Raw genomic sequence first — 17,931 nt, 5'->3', positions numbered from 1 at the left:
TCTCATGAAGGGAAAATTACTTTATTTAATCATCTTTTCGCTGGTGATTGTTACAATTGCCGAGTTTATCGGTTTTCAAGCCGTTCAACTCGGTAAGTTTACCATCGGTTTACTTCCACTCGTTTTCGCTATCGTCATTACAATGATTTTAGGTATGAAAACATTCCGTAAAGGCATTATGAAGAAAATTTATAGTAAAGGAAACGTTGATTTTGCAAGTAAATACCTAATTATCATTATGCTTCCATTGATGGCTCGTTACGGTGCAGACGTTGCGCCGAAGATTAAAGAAATCTTAGGTATCGGTTGGGTGTTTTTATTCCAAGAGCTCGGTAACTTAGGAACGGTCTTAATCGGATTGCCGATTGCTTTACTTCTTGGATTAAAAAGAGAAGCCATCGGTGCAACTCTAGGAATAGGGCGCGAAGGTGAACTTGCTTATATTAGTGAGAAATACACGTTAGAATCTCCTGAAGGACGCGGCGTGCTGTCACTTTATATTTTCGGAACGTTATTCGGATCCATTTTCTTTAGTATCCTTTCACCCATTTTACTGGACCTCGGCTTCCGCGTTGAAGCACTTGCGATGGCATCTGGAGTTGGGTCGTCGAGTATGATGGTTGCTTCCTCTTCGACATTGGTTGCACGAGTTCCTGAGATGGAACAAACGATACTGGCTTATGCTGCCACAAGTCAGATGTTAACGAGTTTCTTAGGCACCTTTACGATGGTACTCTTAGCCGTACCTCTACAGAGATTTATGTACGGTCGTTTTGCAAGGGGGAATAAATAATGGCATTTACTAAGAATAAATACGTAAAATATGGCCTCATTTTATTATTAAGTATTGGGCTGATTTTATTTACACAACAAATTAAGCTCATAAAGAATCCGGACTCAACTCCCGTTACGTCAATGACCTATTTAGGGTTAGCGATTTTATGGATGTTCTCCATGATTGGAATTGCTGTCTCTGACTTAACAAAGAAAATTCCGTTGAAAGTCATACGAGATTTCCCTGTGCTCGGATGGGTTTCCATTACGTCATTAATTTTATGTCTCATGTCTGATACATTTATTGCGGCAATACGTGCGGTTGATTTCCTTTCAATCACAACTCCAATCCTTACATATGCAGGGATTTCGGTGGCTGATCGACTGACAGATTTAAGAAAAACGTCTTGGAAGATTGCGATCGTTGCTGTATTTGTCTTCACAGGAACGTTTATAGGAAGTGCAGTGATCAGTCAACTTGGGTTAATGCTTTCGGGTAGGTAACATAATCACCACATAGGTTTGCTACTGTTAAAATTATTATTAGGGCGTCCTTTCTTTGGAAAGGACGCCCTCTTTTTGTTTTGTCGACTCTTAGCCTTCCACCCAACTACACTCGACTTTTTTCATAAGTCTTCATTCTAGGAAACTCTTTTCCATTTACGAATAAATAATACTTTCTAACTGCGTTTTGATAAACTCCATTCGTTTCATTCATTTGAGTGCGTATTTGCAAGAGTAAATTGTACATTTTTTCATCATCTATCACAACGCTATCTAAATTCACACGTAAATCTCTTTCTACTTTCAAGGCTTTTGAAACTCGGGAAACCACAGCTTTATCCTTACTGACAATTCCTTCACTTTCTGCCAAGAATCTCTTGAATTCTAATTCCCTCATGTTAAACTCCTCCAAATAGTATGATTACGTAGAGCATATCAGAAAATCGAGCAGCTGTGCCTTAGCAATTAATTGATCAAGCGTGGCTGGAATGAACTCCGTAAACTATAAAATTAAATCCCGCCTTATTCAATGGACAACTTCTTACGTTTTTCTCTTTGCACAAAAGTACTACTAATTCTACTAGCCAATAGTTTGAATAGTCATTCAAAAGGAGGTAGAGTAAGATGTGTGTACTTATTTTTATATAAAAGGGGTTTTGATGATGAATGAACTATTAGATCAACTTTTTGCATCAATCGATGAATTTGAACCAGAGATGATTGAACTTCGGAGAGACTTTCACCGACACCCGGAAATTTCTTTTGAAGAGGTACGGACACCGAAAGTAATCGCTGAGTATTTAGAGAACCTAGGCATTGACGTACGACGTAATGTCGGTGGCAGAGGCGTCGTTGGTACGTTAAAAGGCGGTCTACCTGGAAAAACCATCGCCTTACGAGCAGATTTTGATGCACTACCTATTCATGATGAGAAAGATGTGGAATATAAATCGACCATCCCAGGCAAGATGCATGCATGCGGACACGATGGGCATACTGCGGCTTTACTTACAACCGCCAAAGTACTAGCAAAACATCGAGAGAGATTGCCTGGTACTATAGTATTTATTCACCAATTCGCAGAAGAATTAGCACCTGGTGGAGCAAAACCAATGATTGAAGACGGTTGCTTAGACGGTGTCGATGCAATATTTGGATGTCACTTACAAAGTACTATGCCTCTAGGAAACGTGTATTACCGCGAAGGTTATATTCAAGCATCAGCGGACAAATTCGAGATTGAAGTAATCGGTAAAGGTGGTCACGGTGCCATGCCGCACGAAACCATTGACCCGATTATCATCGCTTCTCAAATCGCTTTGAACTTACAGACGATAGCAAGCCGCCGAGTCGACCCTTTAGATCAGCTCGTTGTTTCCATTGGAGCTTTTCATTCAGGAAATGCATTTAATGTTATTCCTGAGAAGGCAGAAATGGCTGGAACGGTTCGCACGTACAACCCGGAAGTACGTGATCTCGCAGAACGCTCAATCACTCGCATCGCAACTTCGATAGCTGAGGCGAACGATGCGCGTGCGGTAGTAACCTATGAACGAGGCTACGATTCATTGTATAATCACCCGAAAGAAACCGATTTTGTGAGAACGTCCGTGCAAGGTATTCCAGGTGTCGAAAATGTTATCGAAACACCTCCTGTAATGCCAGCAGAAGACTTTTCATACTATACGCAAAAAGTTCCAGGATCTTTCTTCTTTACAGGCGCGCAGATGCCAAACGACGAAGATGTCTTTCCACACCATCATGAAAAATTCAATTTCGATGAACGTGCGATGGCAATCTCTGCAAAAAGTTTCTGTTCGATTATCCTTGCTTATCAAAATGAACATACGGTTGAAGAAAAGACACCAGTTGGCGAGACTGCAAACTAAATACTAGTTTAGAAGTGTTCCAGTTAAAAGCTGTACCACTTTCGCTTCACTTGTAGTAAAACTAAATTAAAGACAAAAAAGAGTCCAATCACAATGAATTGGACTCTTTAATTTCCATTTATAAATAATTCCAACTGGTGCTTTTGAATTTCCATTCCACGATCGTATATCGATTACAGGGCAAGTTTCTGATAATTGTTCAACTGTTTAATAACTTCCTCTATTTGCAATGAGACTAGCATATGGACAACTAAAAGACTAAATATAGAACCTCTTTTTTAATATTTTATATTCACTCTTAGGAATATAATAACTTAGTGTTATTCCAGCTTTTCTCTCCACTTTTATACCACTGAACTAAACTAAACTAGTTACTAATGTATCCTATTCACCTCATAAATCAGGGAAACTCTGATTATCATCACAATTGCACTGAACACCGGCACATTTTAATGAATAATTCAGGCTCTAGTAGTACATCACTATATAGGAGCTATCTGAAGCGAAAAGATAAATTTGATTTCAATAGTATGAATAAAGTTCTTCTCAAATCATCAAGCTATTAGTATATAATGCTCCTTTTAATAAGATTTAAGGTATTCTAGCAGGAAATCGGTGCATGTAGTAGAACCTAAACAGTATGTAAAGCGTCTAATTGAAATGAAAGTAAATCAGAAGAGTAAGTGTACCCCTGGTTTTTTTAGACTAACTAATAGCTCCAGTGTATTTTGTCGCCTTGCTACTACACACCCCACTTAGATTGATCCGATACATGAATTTCTCTACTTTGAAGAACTATTCGTATGAATTAGTGGAATTACTCTATGACAAAGATGCAGATATTTGGGCGAATGCATACACTTCGAATTTTATAGCCCAATAGATGGAGGAAGATGAATGAGCGAGATTGAAAGAAAGAAAAGGAAAAAGTGGCCTTGGATAGTAAGTGGATTCGGAATTATTGTTAGTGTTCTAGTAATTTACGGAGTAATGATTTACTCGAATTTGACGGAAACTGCAAAAGAAATGCATGAGCCAATAGATCGGACCGTGTCTGAGAAACGCGAAGAAGCGGTTGCCTTCGGTAAACAGGAACCATTTTCGCTACTAGTTCTTGGTGTAGATGAACGCGAAGACGATAAAGGTCGCTCGGATACAATTATCGTTATGACTGTAAATCCAGAGTTAAAATCTACAAAAATGGTAAGTATCCCACGTGATACGTATACAGAAATTGCTGGTAAAAACTTTAAAGATAAAATAAACCACGCGTATGCATTCGGTGGTATCGAGATGTCTATGGCGACTGTCGAGAACCTGTTGGACATCCCAATTGATTACATCGTTCAGGTTAATATGGATAGTTTCAAAGATATTGTTGATGCATTTGGTGGCATTAAAATAAACAACACACTCGATTTCACGGTAGGAAGTACCGTTTTCCCTAAGGGAGATGTGTCCCTAAACGGAGAAGAGGCACTATCATTTGTGCGTATGCGGTACGAAGATCCACGAGGTGACTTTGGGAGGCAAGACCGGCAAAAACAAGTTATTCAAGCTGTATTGAGTCAAGGTGCCTCACTTAATAGCTTGCTAAATTATAAGAGTATCTTTAGTGCTCTTGGAAATAACATCAAGACTAACATGACATTCGAAGAAATGGTCGAAGTACAGAAGAATTATAAAGACGCTGCGAAAAATGTTGAACAGATCTACATCAATGAGGGCATTGGTGAAATGAAATCCGGTATTTGGTACTACATCATGAACGAGACGGAATTAGAAAACGTTCAGAATGAGTTGAAAATGCATTTGGAAATGTAATGAACAAAGCATCTAGGCATCCCCTAGGTGCTTTCATTTTGCCGTGACTTATAGTGAGTTTACTCTTACTTTTTGAAATATTGGGCGGACATCTTCATACTTTGCCCACACATTATCCACTTTTCAACGGACAACATGCTATTGCGCGGACATTAAATGGATTTGAGCGAACATCTTTATACTTTCCCCGGACATTATCCACTTTTCAACGGACAACATGCGATTGCGCGGACATTATACGGATTTGAGCGAACATCCTCATACTTTGCCCACACATTATCCCCTTTTCAACGGACAATATGCGATTGCGCGGACATTATACAGATTTGAGCGGACATCCTCATACTTTCCCCACACATTATCCACTTTTCACCGGACAATATGCGATTGCGCGGACATTATTCGGATTTGAGCGGACATCTTTATACTTTGCCCACACATTATCCACTTTTCAACGGACAACATGCTATTGCGCGGACACTATTCGGATTTGGGCGGACAACTTCATATATTCCCCGGACATTATCCACACTTCAACGGACAACATGTTATTGCGCGGACAATATACGGATTTGAGCGGACATCCTTATACTTTGCCCGGACATTATCCACACTTCACCGGACAATATGCGATTGCGCGGACATTAACCCGATTTGAGCGGACATCCTCATACTTTGCCCACACATTATCCACTTTTCAACGGACATCATGCGATTGCGCGGACATTATTCAAATTTGATCGGATATCTTCATACATTCCCCGGACATTATCCACATTTCAACGGACAACCCCATTCTTCTCAAACAAAAAAGTATGCCTGGGCATACTTTTTCAACTCCTTCACTCTATTCAATCTTTATTCAAAAGAGCACGGCCCCGTGGCCATTGGTATCTCGTTGCTACGGAGTTTCCGATTTTATTCAAAGAAAGAGATTTTAAAGCATAGAGGGTGGCGTCACGATTTTTCAGTTGTAAGAAGTGTTTGCACTCTTGATTTGAAATTGTGTTATTTATAAGAAGGAACCAGTCTGTAATCGCTTGCCCGTAATTATTTGCTTCAAGTTGGTGACAGACGTTGCATTTACGCTGTTTGTGATTCACGAAACTCATTGTGGCGCTGCATATCGAACACAGTTGGCCTCTTTTTAAGCTGTTTGGATCGATGCGGAAATACTCACAAAGAGGATATGGATTATAAGGTTTTTGGTTTTTCAGGATCACCCTACTGATTTCCTGAATTTTTGATGCGTTGTGTAGAGTAGGTTCCTTTTCTAGTTTTTCTAAATACATCCGGAGGCGATTCAAATAAACGATGGGGGCTTTTGGCGGTGCGAGGACGACTTTACTTCTTTTATTCGCAAGGACAATTTGTCCATCTACCGCAACATCTATCCCTTGTTTTTTGAGCCACGTTTGTAAATAATACTTCGTGTTTTCCAGTTGGACAATTGGACAGTCAATTAGGGTTACTTTTCCGGATGAATGGGTTTGTTCGAGTTGGTGAGGATCTGATAGGAACCGCAGACTGCCGGCCATATTCTTTACTTCTAGGATGAGGATTGATGTTTTGGAAAGGAGTAATGTGTCGATTTGGAATGAAAGTTCTGAGGTTAGAAAAAGGTGAATGTCGGTGAGAATGATTGAGGATTCGGGGAGTTCCAGTGCTTCAAGATGCCGGTCAACAATACGTTCTCCGGTGAATCCTGCTTTGATACGGTACAGTTGCCCTTCTAATTCCTCATGTCTTGAATCCTCTTGGGGTAAGCGCGCGAGGAGTCTCGGTAATGCGTGAATTAGTTCTGATTCGGTTCGATTAATTTTGCGTATAGCTTTTTCCTCCTGTTCTTAAATGAAGTTAATTAACTAGTAAGATAACAGAGTTTTGTAGATAGTTCAAGTAGTTTTTTAGAATGGGGATTTCCTATATGGGTGCATAGGAAATCCCCGTTTTATTCTTCACGAACAGTTTATTATACCAATTTATCAAAATTCAAGTTCCAAATGAAACCGTATTTGTCTTTTACTTTGGCATACCTTGCGCCCCAGAACATATCTTGGAGTTCCATAATGACTTCGCCGTCCGCGCGGAAGCCGTCATAAAAGCGCTCGATTTCCTCGTCGCTTTCACACTGGATCATCATCGTCACTTCATGTTTCATTGTAGCGGGCTTTTCTTCTAGTGAATCTGCGAGCATGAGCTGGAAATCACCTTTTTGAAGATGACAGTGAATGAGATAATCTGCGGCTTCAGGTGGTGCTGGAACTTCCGTATCGCTGTATTTCTGTACATAGACCGCTTCCAGACCGAGCAAGTCTGAGTAAAATTCGGCCGCTTCTTTACCTTCTCCGTAAAACGCTAAATGTGGGATTACTGAACCTCTCATGATAACGCCTCCTTTTAGATTTTATTTACCCGATTTTGGGGTTCTTTACCCTCTAATGTATCATTAATTGCTGCTGCATTTAAATTCATCATCGCATGTCGGGTGCGAATCGATGCGCTTCCGATGTGCGGGAGAACTGTGACGTTTGGCAATGTAAGAAGTGGATGATCAAGTGGAACCGGTTCGATTTCAAATACGTCAAGTCCAGCAGCCCAAATTGTGCCTTTTTTTAGCGCGTCGTAAAGTGCTATTTCATCGACGATTCCGCCGCGTGCAACGTTAATGAGAACGCCTGTATTTTTCATAAGACCTAGTTCTCGTTCACCGATGAGTCCGATAGTTTCCGGTGTGAACGGCGCTAGGATGACGACGAAATCAGATTCTTTTAGCAAGGAGTCGAGTTCTGCGTATTCGAAACCGTGTTCAGCTTCAGCTTCTGGTTTTCGACTGCGGTTGTGATACATGACGCGCATATTGAAGCCTTTTCCTCGACGTGCGACGGCTTCACCGATTCGGCCCATTCCGATGACACCAAGTGTTGCGCCGCCAACGTCCATTCCGGTATATTCCATCGGCGACCAAGACGTCCAGTTGCCTTTTCGAAGTTCTGTTTCGGCTTCAGTGAACCGGCGCGCCGTTGCGAGTAGAAGTCCGAATGCAAGATCCGCCGTAGTTTCGGTAAGTACGTCTGGCGTGTTCGTGACAACGACGCCGTTTTTCGTTGCCGCTTCTACATCTATGTTGTTGAATCCTACTGCCATGTTTGTAACGATCTTTAGTTTTTTTGCAGCGTCGAATACTTCTTCGTTAATTTGGTCTGGAATGACCGCCCAAAGTGCTTCAACATCTGCTACTTCTTTAAGTAAAATTTCGCGTGGAACGGTTTCGCTTTCTGAGTTCCACATACGAACGTCAAACTTCTCTCGAAGTGGCGCAACAGCTTCTTCTGGTAATTTTCTGGTGATGTAAATCGCTTGTTTCAATGAATATGCCCCCTTATGGTTACTTCTATAAGTGTAGCATAGGTTGTGGGTTTGTGAGGAGGGATGTGTGGGGATATTGGTGGGATGTTCGGGCAATAGGTTAGTATGTCAGGGCTATTCGGTGGAATGTCCGGGTAAGTCGCGAAGATGTCTGGGCTTTTGGCTGATGTCTGCTCTTTTGCCCGGATTGTCTGGGCAATTCTGTGGGATGTCCGGGCAATTTGCGAAGATGTCAGAGCTTTCACCTGATGTCCGCTCTTTTGACCGGATTGTCCGGGCTTTACCGTGGGATGTCCGAGCAATTCGAGAAGATGTCTGGGCCTTTTCTCGATGTCCGCTCTTTCACCCGGATTGTCCGGGCTTTTCCGTGGGATGTCCGGGCTATTCGAGAAGATGTCAGGGCTTTCACCTGATGTCCGCTCTTTACCCCAGATTGTCCGGGCAATTCAGTGGGATGTCAGGGCTATTTGCGAAGATGTCAGGGCTTTCACCTGATGTCCGCTCTTTTGACCGGATTGTCAGGGCATTACCTTGGGATGTCAGGGCTATTCGCAAAGATGTCAGAGCTTTCACCCGATGTCCGCTCTTTCACCCGGATTGTCCGGGCAATTCAGTGGGATGTCAGGGCTATTTGCGAAGATGTCAGGGCTTTCACCTGATGTCCGCTCTTTTGGCCTGAATGTCCGGGCAATTCACGAAGATGTCAGCACTTTTACCCGATGTCCGCTCTTTCTCCCGGATTGTCCGGGCTTTTCCGTGGGATGTCCGCGCAATCCGCGAAGATGTCAGCCCTTTTAACCGATGTCCGCTCTTTCACCCGGATTGTCCGGGCTTTTCGACAGAATCTCCGGGCAATCCCATAGTTTGTCCGCGCAATCCACGATAATGTACGCTCCCCCCATAAAATCAGAAAAAGCGTTGCCGACGTACAGCAACGCTCCTACTTCAGCCACCTATATAACTCATACCGATCTTCTTACGATTTTTTGCTGTTTGCTCGGTTCGTTCGTCGGAATAACGGTCTGCTCTGCGTGACCAGATGTTTGTGATTTCCTCTAGTAACTCTTCGTCGCTAAGGCCACTTCGGATTAATTCGCGAAGGTCGAATCCTTCTGATGCGAAGAGACATGTGTACAATTTTCCATCGGATGAAAGTCGTGCGCGCGTACACGATGAACAGAATGATTCGGACACCGATGTGATGAAACCAACTTGGGCATCGTTATCTAAATAGCGATAGCGTTTGGCAACTTCACCGAAGTACTCTTCTTCCGCCGGCCCCATTTCGTATACTTCTTTCAGCATTTCATAGATTTCTTTTTTCGTGACAACTTGTTTGAAGCTCCAACCGTTGTCGTTTCCAACATCCATGAACTCGATGTAGCGAAGTGTAATTCCACGCTCTTTGAAATACGCCGCCATTGGAAGGATTTCACTTTCGTTGACACCTTTTTGGACAACCATATTTACTTTTATTTCAAAGCCTACTTTTTGTGCATGTTCGATATTCCCTAAAATGAAGTCAGGCTTAATTCCACGTCCGTTCATTTTTCCGAAAATTTCAGGATTGATTGCATCCAAGCTCATGTTTAGCCTGCGAAGACCTGCGTCGTATAAGGGTTGTGCTTGTTGTTTCAGTAGAACACCGTTTGTCGTCAAACCGATATCTTCAATACCGTCGATGGCAAGTAGTTTGCCAACCAACTCCGGCAACCCTCGTCGCATAAGCGGTTCGCCGCCTGTTAACCGTAATTTCTTCACTCCTAGTGATGCAAAGAGTTTCGCGAAGCGCTCGATTTCTTCAAAAGACAGCAGCTCATTTTTCGGTAAGAATACGTAGTCGTCCCCAAAAACCTCTTTCGGCATACAGTACGTACATCTGAAATTGCAACGGTCCGTCACCGATATGCGCAAATCTCGAATCGGGCGGCCCAGTTTATCTTTTATCGCTTCCATCTTCTCAATTCCTCTCTAAAAAGTCAGGAGTATTCACATTCATGAACACTTGACCCTCATTTTCAGTAAGTTCATTTCCAGGAATCCACGTCACTTCCATCTCATCCAACACGTCCATAACCCGCAGCTTTCTACTTCGAAGCGTGCGAAACAATCGCTCTTTCATCCCGTAATCCCAAATCGACACGAGCGGATGATGTCGCCCACCCGATGAAACCGCCGTGACTTTATTCTCATGTTTTTTGATTAATTCAAAAACAACGTCCGTAGTTATATGCGGCATATCGCAAGGTAAAACTATATAGCGATCAGCTTCCACAGATTCCATCGCGGACAGGATCCCTGCAAGTGGACCGAGACCTTGAAACTCCGATATATCCAAAATCACATTTTCATCCCCCGGAAACCGATCGGCCAAGTCTGGATGCGAGACGATAACGACTTTGTCGGAGTGGATTTTTAACGCATCAACTGATATCTCGTAGAAATACTTTTCCCCGTGCCTAGCAAACGCTTTCGGCGACCCAAATCTTCTTGAAAGCCCACCGGCAAGAACAACTCCAACGGTTTTCATCCACCACTAACTGGTGGAATAAATGCACAAACATCGCCCGATTGAATAACATCGTCTTTCAGTGCGTATTCCTCATTAACCGCTACGTGAATCGTATCTGTGCCAAATCCAGGATACGTTGTTTCGGCCCAATCGAGCAACTCTTGAACCGTCATTGAGTCACGCTCAATGGTTTCCTGCGCCTGTCCAGTTAATTCACGAAGTCGTGCAAAATAATGAACTTGAATCATTTCGACCGATCTCCTTTCTCTGGATACTTTTTCTGTGCGCCAATCCATTCTTCTCCGTCTTCCCAAATTTCTTTTTTCCAAATCGGAACGACTTCTTTAATGCGTTCAATCGCATATTCATTCGCTTCATAGGCCGCTTTTCGGTGGGATGAAGACACTGCGATTAGGACGGCGATATCGGATATTTGCAGTTCTCCGATTCGGTGAACGATAGCGACCTTGACACCCGGCCATTTCTCTTCCATTTCAGCGCCTATTTCCGCAAGTTTTTTCTCTGCCATCGGAATATATGCCTCATACGAAAGGTAAAGTGTGCGAACGCCATGTGTCCATTCCCGAACATTTCCGGTGAAAATGGTTACTGCGCCAGCGCCAGCATGTAAAACATAGTCCGAGTATTTTTGCATTTCTATTGGTGTTTCTACGATTTCAAATGGTTTCATTACTGCCTTTCCTCCATTCCAAAAGCCAGTTATCCAACTGTTCGTTGTCCCGATTTCGAACGACGAGCCGTATATCTGGAATATGCTTTAATGCATCCCAGTCGGATTCATCACGTAGGAGAACGACCTTCTCACCACGTTCTTCTTTATATCCTTCGATTAATAAAATATCGGGTTTTGTTTGTGTCGCGATCGTTTTCATTTCCAAAAAGCTCGGTTCTTCGTTCATATGAAGTTGAACGATTCCCCCACCAGCAACAACGGAAACGTCTGCCCCGCTGCCAAGAAATTGCATCGTATCGGTTGACGAATCGGGTAGTTCGGGTGGACCGCCGTGCCCGTGGTGTTTCAAAACGGCAACGTTATCCCCTTCTTTTTTCAGTAAACGAACCCATCTGGAAATCAACGTTGTTTTCCCGCTATTTTTAAATCCAACAATATGAAGCGTTTTCATAGGCCCCAGTTTGGGAGACCTTGTTCGGCACCTAACAAGAGTATATCGACTTCCATTCCCGCCGTAAATCCTCTTGTTCCTCCGGGTAAAGCGATAATGCAATTTCCCCGTGCAATCGATGCAATTGCGCTTGAATGATTGAATCCGGCAGGTGTTGCGACGGGCCCATCCGGAGTCATTTCCCATACCGCTCGTACGAATCTCATAAACGGATTCGGCTTCGTGAAATCGTCTCCAAGTTTCGCTTTAATATTCGGAACATATGGATTTTTTGCGTTCATCATATGTAAAATTGCCGGTCGGGTAAACAGTTCGAATCCAGTAAAGCAGGCAGAAGGGTTTCCAGAAAGGCCAAACAACAACTTATCGCCAAGAACCGCAACAGTCGTTACACTTCCAGGTCGCATTGCCACTTTGTTGAATAAAACCTTCGCACCCATTCGCTCGTATATTGTTGGCAAATAATCGTAATCACCAACCGAAACACCGCCCGTTGTAATTAAGAAATCTGTTTCAGCAAGGGCACGTTTCACCATATCCGTACACGCATCCAAATTATCTTCAAGCATGCCGTAGGATTTGTAGTCAATTCGCATGCGGTCAAGCTGCGCTAATATCATCGGTCCATTGGAATCGCGTATCTTTCCAGGCTCTAGTTCTTCATCGACCCTTAGTAGTTCCGTTCCTGTGGATAAAACCCCAGCAACTGGGCGCTTCGCTACTTTCACTTCTGCATAACCGAATGTCGCTAGAAGTGCGATCGTTCCTGGATGAATGAGCACGCCAGCTTCAATCAGTTCTTCACCTTCAACTGCATCTTCACCTTTTACGGAAATGTTTTCTCCTGAATTAAAAGGTTTCCGAAGTGTGAAAGCATCTTTTTCTTCAACGGTTTGCTCCAACATGACGATTGCATCAGCATTTTCAGGAAGTTGAGCACCCGTCATAATTCGGATTGCCTCCCCTTTTTCAAGTCCTCGTTCAGCAAGGTGACCTGCTCCGATTTCTCCAATTACTTTAAATGGAATCCGGTTGTCACCCGATGCTCCGACGGTATCTTCAGCTCGTACCGCAAATCCATCATAAGGCGTACGGTCAAAAGGTGGAATGTCATGCTTTGCGATAATCGGCTCTGCAAGTATGCGGCCATATGCTTTTTCAATTGGAACCGTTTCTGTACCCAAAGACTTTGAATGGTCTTTCACAAGTTCAATTGCTTCTAAAACTGTAATTGGTTTTCTAATCTCTACCAAAATAAATCCCTCGCTATCTTCTGCTATAATGAGAATAGTGTTTCAAAGTAATTCATTGGAAGGAATGATTGTCATGTCTGAACTAACGCATTTTAATGAACAAGGTCGTGCAAAAATGGTCGACGTTTCGGATAAAGCAACGACTGTACGAACAGCAATCGCTAAATCATCCATCATCGTGAACGAACTTATCCATTCACAAATTACGGAAGGTACCAATAAAAAAGGCGATGTTTTCGCAGTCGCTCAAGTCGCGGCTGTCATGGCAGCTAAAAATACTGCAACCATCATCCCGATGTGTCATCCACTTGCATTAACTGGCGTCGACGTTCACTTCGAATGGGTGATTGATAAAAATGTTCCCCATTACGAAGTAACGATTCAAGCCGAAGTAAAGACAAAAGGATTGACGGGCGTTGAGATGGAGGCGCTTACCGCCGCATCCGCCGCCGCTCTAACAATTTACGACATGTGCAAAGCTGCCGGTAAAGAAATGATCATCGGCCCAACAATGCTCCTCAAAAAAACAGGTGGCAAAAACGGTGACTTCGAACGAACGAACGCTTAAGCGTTCGTTTTTTGTTTTGGTGAGAGAGTTGGGTTGTCGGATGTTCGGGCTTTGAGACGATGTCCGCGCTTTTATCTGGAATCTCCGCGCAATCCGTGAGATTGTCCGGGCTTTCTCATGGAATGTACGGGCATAATGACGATGTCCGCTCTTTCACCCGGAATGTCCGCGCAATCTGCGAGATTGTCCGCCCTTTCGCATGGAATGTACGGGCCTCGAGAAGATATCCGCTCTTTTACCAGGATTGTCCGGGCAATCCGTGAGATTCTCCGGGCTTTCGCATGGGATGTACGTGCTTCGTGAAGATGTCCGCTCTTTTACCTGGATTGTCCGCGCAATCCGCGAGAATCTCCGGGCTTTCGCATGGAATGTACGGCTTCGAGAAGATGTCCGCTCTTTTACCAGGATTGTCCGGGCAATCAGCGGGATTCTCCGCCCTTTCGCATGGAATGTACGGGCTTCGTGAGGATGTCCGCTCTTTCACCCGGAATCTCCGCGCAATCCGTGAGATTCTCCGCGCTTTCACATGGAATGTCCGGGCCTCGTGAAGATGTCCGCTCTTTCACCCGGAATCTCCGCGCAATCAGCGAGATTCTCCGCCCTTTCTCATGGAATGTCTGGGCATCATGATGATGTCCGCTCTTTTACCAGGATTGTCCGGGCAATCCGCGAGAATCTCCGCCCTTTCTCATGGAATGTACGGGCATCGTGAAGATGTCCGCTCTTTTACCTGGATTGTCCGCGCAATCCGCCAAGATGTCCGCGCTTTCACTAAGAATCTCCGGGCAATCCGCGAGAACCCCCGCTCAATCACTCTTCCTCGATCTTATGCTTCCCAAGTTCATGCACAATGTGATGCGCTTCTTGTAGGATCAAGTCATTCATCGCTAGCTCGACTGCTTTGACCGAACCGGGGAGTAAAAACAGAACTTTTTCATTTACAATCCCCGCCGTCGCGCGGCTTAGCAATGCTTTTGAACCGACGTCTTTTGTGTAACTCAAGAATCGGAAGAGTTCTCCAAATCCGTCGAGTGTTTTTGTAAAGTAAGGCGTTACTGTATCGACCGTGATGTCGCGGTGACTGATGCCCGTTCCACCTGTTGTGATAATCACCTGGATTTTCGAATCCGCTATCCATTTTTCAATAACTTCTTCGATTTGGACTCGCTCGTCGTGGCAGATTTGACGCGCGACGACTTGATGTCCAGCCTCTTCTAACTGCTTTCGAATTGCCGATCCACTTCGGTCATTCGCTTCTTTACGAGAATCACTTATTGTTAAAACTGCAAATGCTAAACTATCTTCCTTACTAACGTTATGTGCCAATTTCCATACCTCATTTCTACCCGAAAAGCTGGTGGTATAGTTTTCTACCTATTTTTATATCTTTCAATCCATGAATGAGAAGTCGTCCGTTGCCGAATAAAATACAGCGGTGCGCATCCGTCTGAAATTGAATGAAAAACGGTGTGACTTTATATGGTATCCCGAGACGATTTGCGACGGCTTCTCCGTCCGCAAGTGTTAACGTGCGTCCTGCTTCAGGTATAATTTGAACCGCATCGCGCCCACATAAAACGGCATACCCTGTCTCTTTTTCGCCACTAAGGGTCGGGTAGCTCGGCGAAGAGCCACATGTTTCGCAGCTTTCGTTTCGCATGCGGGAAATCCCTGCTTCGATATTCGTGTTGTTCCAAATATCCGAATGGAAGACTTTCGTTCGCATCGCTTCTTCATTTCCAGTGATCCATTTTAACGCTTCTGCACTTTGATGCGCTGCGGTAATTTGGACTGCCGGTGCAATGATGCCCGACGTATCACATGTTTCATTCACCGAAGGTAAGACCGGAAGTAAACAGCGGAAACAGGCGGATTTTCCTGGAATGAACGGAAAAATCGTGCTTGAACTTCCAACACAGGCTCCGTAAATCCACGGAATCCCTGTTTTCCATGCGACGTCATTGATCATCAACCGCGTTTCAAAATTGTCCGTTGCATCTATTAGAATCGTCGCATCCTTGGAGATTTCCTCCATCAATGGTCCGTCGATATGATCTAAAACTGTTCGAATTTCGATGTCGCTTCGAATCGCCTTTAGCCTTTTCTCAGCCGCAACTACTTTCGGCGTTCCGTCTAGGGCATCTTGTTCTGTAAACAGTTGCTGTCTTTGTAAATTGGATGCTTCCACGTAGTCACGGTCAGCGATTGTTACTTTTTTAATTCCGGCACGGACCAGTGTCTCAGAAACCGTTGAGCCTAGTGCTCCGCAACCAATTATGACGGCATGTGCAGTACTCAGTCGCTCTTGACCCTTAGTTCCAATCGGCTTGAAAAGTGTTTGCCTTGAATAACGAGTCTCCACTTTACGACTCCCCCCTAACAAATAGGGGCTACTAGTCTAAATGGCTAGCAGCCCCAATCCCTTGTACATCATCTATTAATCGCATAACTATTTGTAATTATCTTTCTACTTATAGTATAGCATGAATTGAGACTTCTTTTCATGTAAAAATGTACCTTGTCATGATTTCGTTAGGAATCTGGTTTTTCAGAGGTAAGATCTGTAACATCTGTAAATGTGCCAACGTAACGAATGATGTCCCCTGATTCGTCTTTCACTTCATTTATTGAAATGAGTTCCAAATACTCTTCACCATTTTTCTTCTTGTTCCACAGTTTCCCTTGCCACATTCCTTCTTGGCCGATTTGTCCCCACATCGTCGTGTAGAATTCGGAAGACTGTCTTCCAGAGCTTAGAATGTTGGGGTTTTTCCCAATAACTTCTTCTTTTGAGTAGCCTGTCAATCTAGTAAATGCGGGATTGACAGTTTCGATCGTCCCGTTTGGAGTTGTTACTAGAATCCCTTGACCTGTGGACTCAAATACCTGAGCAGACAAGTGAAGTCGGTCCATATAGTACAACCAAATAACGAGGATTAGACTTACAAGCGCGACCTGTGAAAATGCCATGAAGCCAATTGAATACGAACCTGTAATTGAGTACACTGCCGATAAAAGCAGTGGCGGGAAAAATCCACCTAGGCCACCCATCATGGATACAATTCCGTTGACGACGCCTGCTTGTTTATTGAAATAGGTCGGAACTAGTTTGAATATGACACCATTACCTGTTCCTGCACAGACTGCGATAATCATACTTCCTACTGTATACAAGCCAATCGATGGGGAAAATGCAAGGATGACTGCTGCACCTGTCAATCCTCCAAAAACACCCATTAATAGAAAAAGTGGAGAGAATTTATCGCCAAGCCATCCGCCAATTGGACGGAATATCGTCGCAACTACGATAAAACCAGCTGTTCGAATACCAGCATCTACTTTTTCTATGCCAAAATAGGTAACTAGGAAATTGGGTAAGAAGATTGTGAACGCAACGAACGATCCAAACGTAATAAAGTAAAATAGGGAGAAGAACCAAAGCTTTTCATTTTTGTATACACCTTTAATTTGTTCCACAATCGGCGTTCGAACACTTGGCTCTTTTTTATCGCCTAGGAAGAAGTTTAAGGCCGCAAAGATAAGCAATAGAATTAAATACAACTTTACTGTCATCGACCAACCAATTTGTGTTGCAATAATCGGTGCAGAAAAAGTAGAAACCGCAGTTCCCAAATTCCCGATTCCGTAGATTCCGTTAACAAGTCCATGTCTTTCTTTCGGATAATACTTTGGTAAAGACGTTACACCAACAGAAAAGACAGCTCCACCAATTCCTAGGAAAGTTCCTCCAATAATTAAATCTGTGAAAGTGGAGGCCGCACTAATATAAAATACTGGTATTAGTAAAAATAAAAAACTAAGAAAGAAAACAATTCGTGCCCCGTAAATATTTGCGAAATACCCTATAGGAATACGGAGGATACTACCTAGAACGATTGGTACCGCTGTTACAATTGCTAGTTTCTCAGTTGGAATCGAAATATCTTCAACAATAAATGGTAGTAAAGAAGAGATGATAACCCAAACCATGAAGCCGACAATTAAGTTTGCCGTTTGTAATGGTAATTGTAGTTTTTTTGTCATTCAAATCCATCCAATCCTTTAGTTTTGGAATGAAACTGGCCTTGATTCC

The 17,931-nt window shown here is 43.4% G+C and carries 19 protein-coding genes; 5 read left to right on the top strand and 14 right to left on the bottom strand.

All coding sequences use genetic code 11. From position 1 onward, the window contains the following. The first annotated feature begins 4 nt into the window (after positions 1–4). Complete coding sequence (locus tag ACXYMX_RS02840) at positions 5–793, top strand: DUF3100 domain-containing protein (RefSeq protein WP_459042718.1); 789 nt, start codon at positions 5–7, stop codon at positions 791–793. Beyond that, positions 793–1,278, top strand: coding sequence for a hypothetical protein (locus ACXYMX_RS02835; protein WP_459042717.1), 486 nt, complete (start codon positions 793–795; stop codon positions 1,276–1,278). The genes ACXYMX_RS02840 and ACXYMX_RS02835 overlap by 1 nt, the downstream gene beginning before the upstream one ends. A gap of 106 nt (positions 1,279–1,384) precedes the next feature. Here ACXYMX_RS02835 and ACXYMX_RS02830 read toward each other — a convergent pair whose 3' ends face one another. Continuing rightward, a complete protein-coding gene (locus ACXYMX_RS02830; RefSeq protein ID WP_459042716.1) occupies positions 1,385–1,675 on the bottom strand; it encodes a hypothetical protein in 291 nt (96 codons plus the stop codon). A 265-nt stretch (positions 1,676–1,940) separates the two neighbouring features. On the opposite strand from ACXYMX_RS02830, the gene ACXYMX_RS02825 reads away from it, so the two are divergent. Both ACXYMX_RS02825 and ACXYMX_RS02820 read left to right on the top strand, forming a co-directional pair. Next, on the top strand, positions 1,941–3,167 hold the full coding sequence (locus ACXYMX_RS02825) for a M20 metallopeptidase family protein (protein WP_459042715.1): 1,227 nt from the start codon (positions 1,941–1,943) through the stop codon (positions 3,165–3,167). An 897-nt stretch (positions 3,168–4,064) separates the two neighbouring features. Continuing rightward, positions 4,065–4,991 carry an LCP family glycopolymer transferase gene (locus ACXYMX_RS02820; protein ID WP_459042714.1) on the top strand — a complete coding sequence of 309 codons (927 nt, stop codon included), beginning with the start codon at positions 4,065–4,067 and terminating at the stop codon, positions 4,989–4,991. Between the two features lie 851 nt (positions 4,992–5,842). On the opposite strand, the gene ACXYMX_RS02815 is transcribed toward ACXYMX_RS02820, so the two are convergent. The 10 genes from ACXYMX_RS02815 to ACXYMX_RS02770 all read right to left on the bottom strand — a co-directional run bounded on the left by ACXYMX_RS02815 (position 5,843) and on the right by ACXYMX_RS02770 (position 13,270). Further along, positions 5,843–6,706 carry a nuclease-related domain-containing protein gene (locus tag ACXYMX_RS02815; RefSeq protein WP_459042919.1) on the bottom strand — a complete coding sequence of 288 codons (864 nt, stop codon included), beginning with the start codon at positions 6,704–6,706 and terminating at the stop codon, positions 5,843–5,845. A 257-nt stretch (positions 6,707–6,963) separates the two neighbouring features. After that, positions 6,964–7,377 carry a VOC family protein gene (locus ACXYMX_RS02810; RefSeq protein ID WP_459042713.1) on the bottom strand — a complete coding sequence of 138 codons (414 nt, stop codon included), beginning with the start codon at positions 7,375–7,377 and terminating at the stop codon, positions 6,964–6,966. 14 nt (positions 7,378–7,391) lie between these two features. Next, the gene (locus ACXYMX_RS02805) at positions 7,392–8,360 is read right to left on the bottom strand and encodes a 2-hydroxyacid dehydrogenase (RefSeq protein ID WP_459042712.1); all 969 of its coding nucleotides are present in this window, start codon (positions 8,358–8,360) and stop codon (positions 7,392–7,394) included. 794 nt (positions 8,361–9,154) lie between these two features. Beyond that, complete coding sequence (locus tag ACXYMX_RS02800) at positions 9,155–9,313, bottom strand: hypothetical protein (protein WP_459042711.1); 159 nt, start codon at positions 9,311–9,313, stop codon at positions 9,155–9,157. After that, positions 9,306–10,316: a GTP 3',8-cyclase MoaA gene (moaA, locus tag ACXYMX_RS02795; protein WP_459042710.1), complete on the bottom strand. Its 1,011-nt coding sequence runs from the start codon at positions 10,314–10,316 to the stop codon at positions 9,306–9,308. Before moaA ends, ACXYMX_RS02800 begins: the two co-directional genes overlap by 8 nt. Positions 10,317–10,320: 4 nt before the next feature. After that, on the bottom strand, positions 10,321–10,890 hold the full coding sequence (locus ACXYMX_RS02790) for a molybdenum cofactor guanylyltransferase (protein WP_459042709.1): 570 nt from the start codon (positions 10,888–10,890) through the stop codon (positions 10,321–10,323). Further along, positions 10,887–11,120, bottom strand: a complete 234-nt coding sequence (gene moaD, locus ACXYMX_RS02785) for a molybdopterin converting factor subunit 1 (protein ID WP_459042708.1) — start codon at positions 11,118–11,120, stop codon at positions 10,887–10,889. The genes ACXYMX_RS02790 and moaD overlap by 4 nt, the downstream gene beginning before the upstream one ends. Continuing rightward, positions 11,117–11,563, bottom strand: coding sequence for a molybdenum cofactor biosynthesis protein MoaE (locus ACXYMX_RS02780; protein WP_459042707.1), 447 nt, complete (start codon positions 11,561–11,563; stop codon positions 11,117–11,119). The genes moaD and ACXYMX_RS02780 overlap by 4 nt, the downstream gene beginning before the upstream one ends. After that, complete coding sequence (gene mobB, locus ACXYMX_RS02775) at positions 11,550–12,017, bottom strand: molybdopterin-guanine dinucleotide biosynthesis protein B (protein ID WP_459042706.1); 468 nt, start codon at positions 12,015–12,017, stop codon at positions 11,550–11,552. The genes ACXYMX_RS02780 and mobB overlap by 14 nt, the downstream gene beginning before the upstream one ends. Then, the gene (locus ACXYMX_RS02770) at positions 12,014–13,270 is read right to left on the bottom strand and encodes a molybdopterin molybdotransferase MoeA (RefSeq protein ID WP_459042705.1); all 1,257 of its coding nucleotides are present in this window, start codon (positions 13,268–13,270) and stop codon (positions 12,014–12,016) included. Before ACXYMX_RS02770 ends, mobB begins: the two co-directional genes overlap by 4 nt. Positions 13,271–13,343: 73 nt before the next feature. Between ACXYMX_RS02770 and moaC the strand changes: the two genes are divergently transcribed. Beyond that, complete coding sequence (gene moaC, locus ACXYMX_RS02765; protein WP_459042704.1) at positions 13,344–13,838, top strand: cyclic pyranopterin monophosphate synthase MoaC; 495 nt, start codon at positions 13,344–13,346, stop codon at positions 13,836–13,838. An 810-nt stretch (positions 13,839–14,648) separates the two neighbouring features. Here moaC and ACXYMX_RS02760 read toward each other — a convergent pair. From ACXYMX_RS02760 to ACXYMX_RS02750, 3 genes are all read right to left on the bottom strand, one after another. Beyond that, entirely contained in the window at positions 14,649–15,164 is a 516-nt protein-coding gene (locus ACXYMX_RS02760) for a MogA/MoaB family molybdenum cofactor biosynthesis protein (protein ID WP_459042703.1), read from the bottom strand. 16 nt (positions 15,165–15,180) lie between these two features. Beyond that, a complete protein-coding gene (locus tag ACXYMX_RS02755; protein ID WP_459042702.1) occupies positions 15,181–16,200 on the bottom strand; it encodes a ThiF family adenylyltransferase in 1,020 nt (339 codons plus the stop codon). A gap of 170 nt (positions 16,201–16,370) precedes the next feature. Continuing rightward, positions 16,371–17,882: a nitrate/nitrite transporter gene (locus tag ACXYMX_RS02750; RefSeq protein ID WP_459042701.1), complete on the bottom strand. Its 1,512-nt coding sequence runs from the start codon at positions 17,880–17,882 to the stop codon at positions 16,371–16,373. Between the last annotated feature and the right edge of the window lie 49 nt (positions 17,883–17,931).

The organism is Sporosarcina sp. CAU 1771 (assembly GCF_054482775.1).
Note: the sequence above shows the minus strand (reverse complement) of the source record. Positions and strands in the feature narration are given on the sequence as shown.

Excerpts from the sequence above, each read along its gene's own strand:
- ACXYMX_RS02830 (WP_459042716.1), bottom strand. The coding sequence starts at position 1,675 with ATGAGGGAATTAGAATTCAAGAGATTCTTGGCAGAAAGTGAAGGAATT.
- ACXYMX_RS02790 (WP_459042709.1), bottom strand. The coding sequence starts at position 10,890 with ATGAAAACCGTTGGAGTTGTTCTTGCCGGTGGGCTTTCAAGAAGATTT.
- ACXYMX_RS02750 (WP_459042701.1), bottom strand. The coding sequence starts at position 17,882 with ATGACAAAAAAACTACAATTACCATTACAAACGGCAAACTTAATTGTC.
- ACXYMX_RS02810 (WP_459042713.1), bottom strand. The coding sequence starts at position 7,377 with ATGAGAGGTTCAGTAATCCCACATTTAGCGTTTTACGGAGAAGGTAAA.
- ACXYMX_RS02840 (WP_459042718.1), top strand. The coding sequence starts at position 5 with ATGAAGGGAAAATTACTTTATTTAATCATCTTTTCGCTGGTGATTGTT.
- moaC (WP_459042704.1), top strand. The coding sequence starts at position 13,344 with ATGTCTGAACTAACGCATTTTAATGAACAAGGTCGTGCAAAAATGGTC.
- moaD (WP_459042708.1), bottom strand. The coding sequence starts at position 11,120 with ATGATTCAAGTTCATTATTTTGCACGACTTCGTGAATTAACTGGACAG.
- moaA (WP_459042710.1), bottom strand. The coding sequence starts at position 10,316 with ATGGAAGCGATAAAAGATAAACTGGGCCGCCCGATTCGAGATTTGCGC.
- ACXYMX_RS02835 (WP_459042717.1), top strand. The coding sequence starts at position 793 with ATGGCATTTACTAAGAATAAATACGTAAAATATGGCCTCATTTTATTA.
- mobB (WP_459042706.1), bottom strand. The coding sequence starts at position 12,017 with ATGAAAACGCTTCATATTGTTGGATTTAAAAATAGCGGGAAAACAACG.
- ACXYMX_RS02820 (WP_459042714.1), top strand. The coding sequence starts at position 4,065 with ATGAGCGAGATTGAAAGAAAGAAAAGGAAAAAGTGGCCTTGGATAGTA.
- ACXYMX_RS02780 (WP_459042707.1), bottom strand. The coding sequence starts at position 11,563 with ATGAAACCATTTGAAATCGTAGAAACACCAATAGAAATGCAAAAATAC.
- ACXYMX_RS02825 (WP_459042715.1), top strand. The coding sequence starts at position 1,941 with ATGAATGAACTATTAGATCAACTTTTTGCATCAATCGATGAATTTGAA.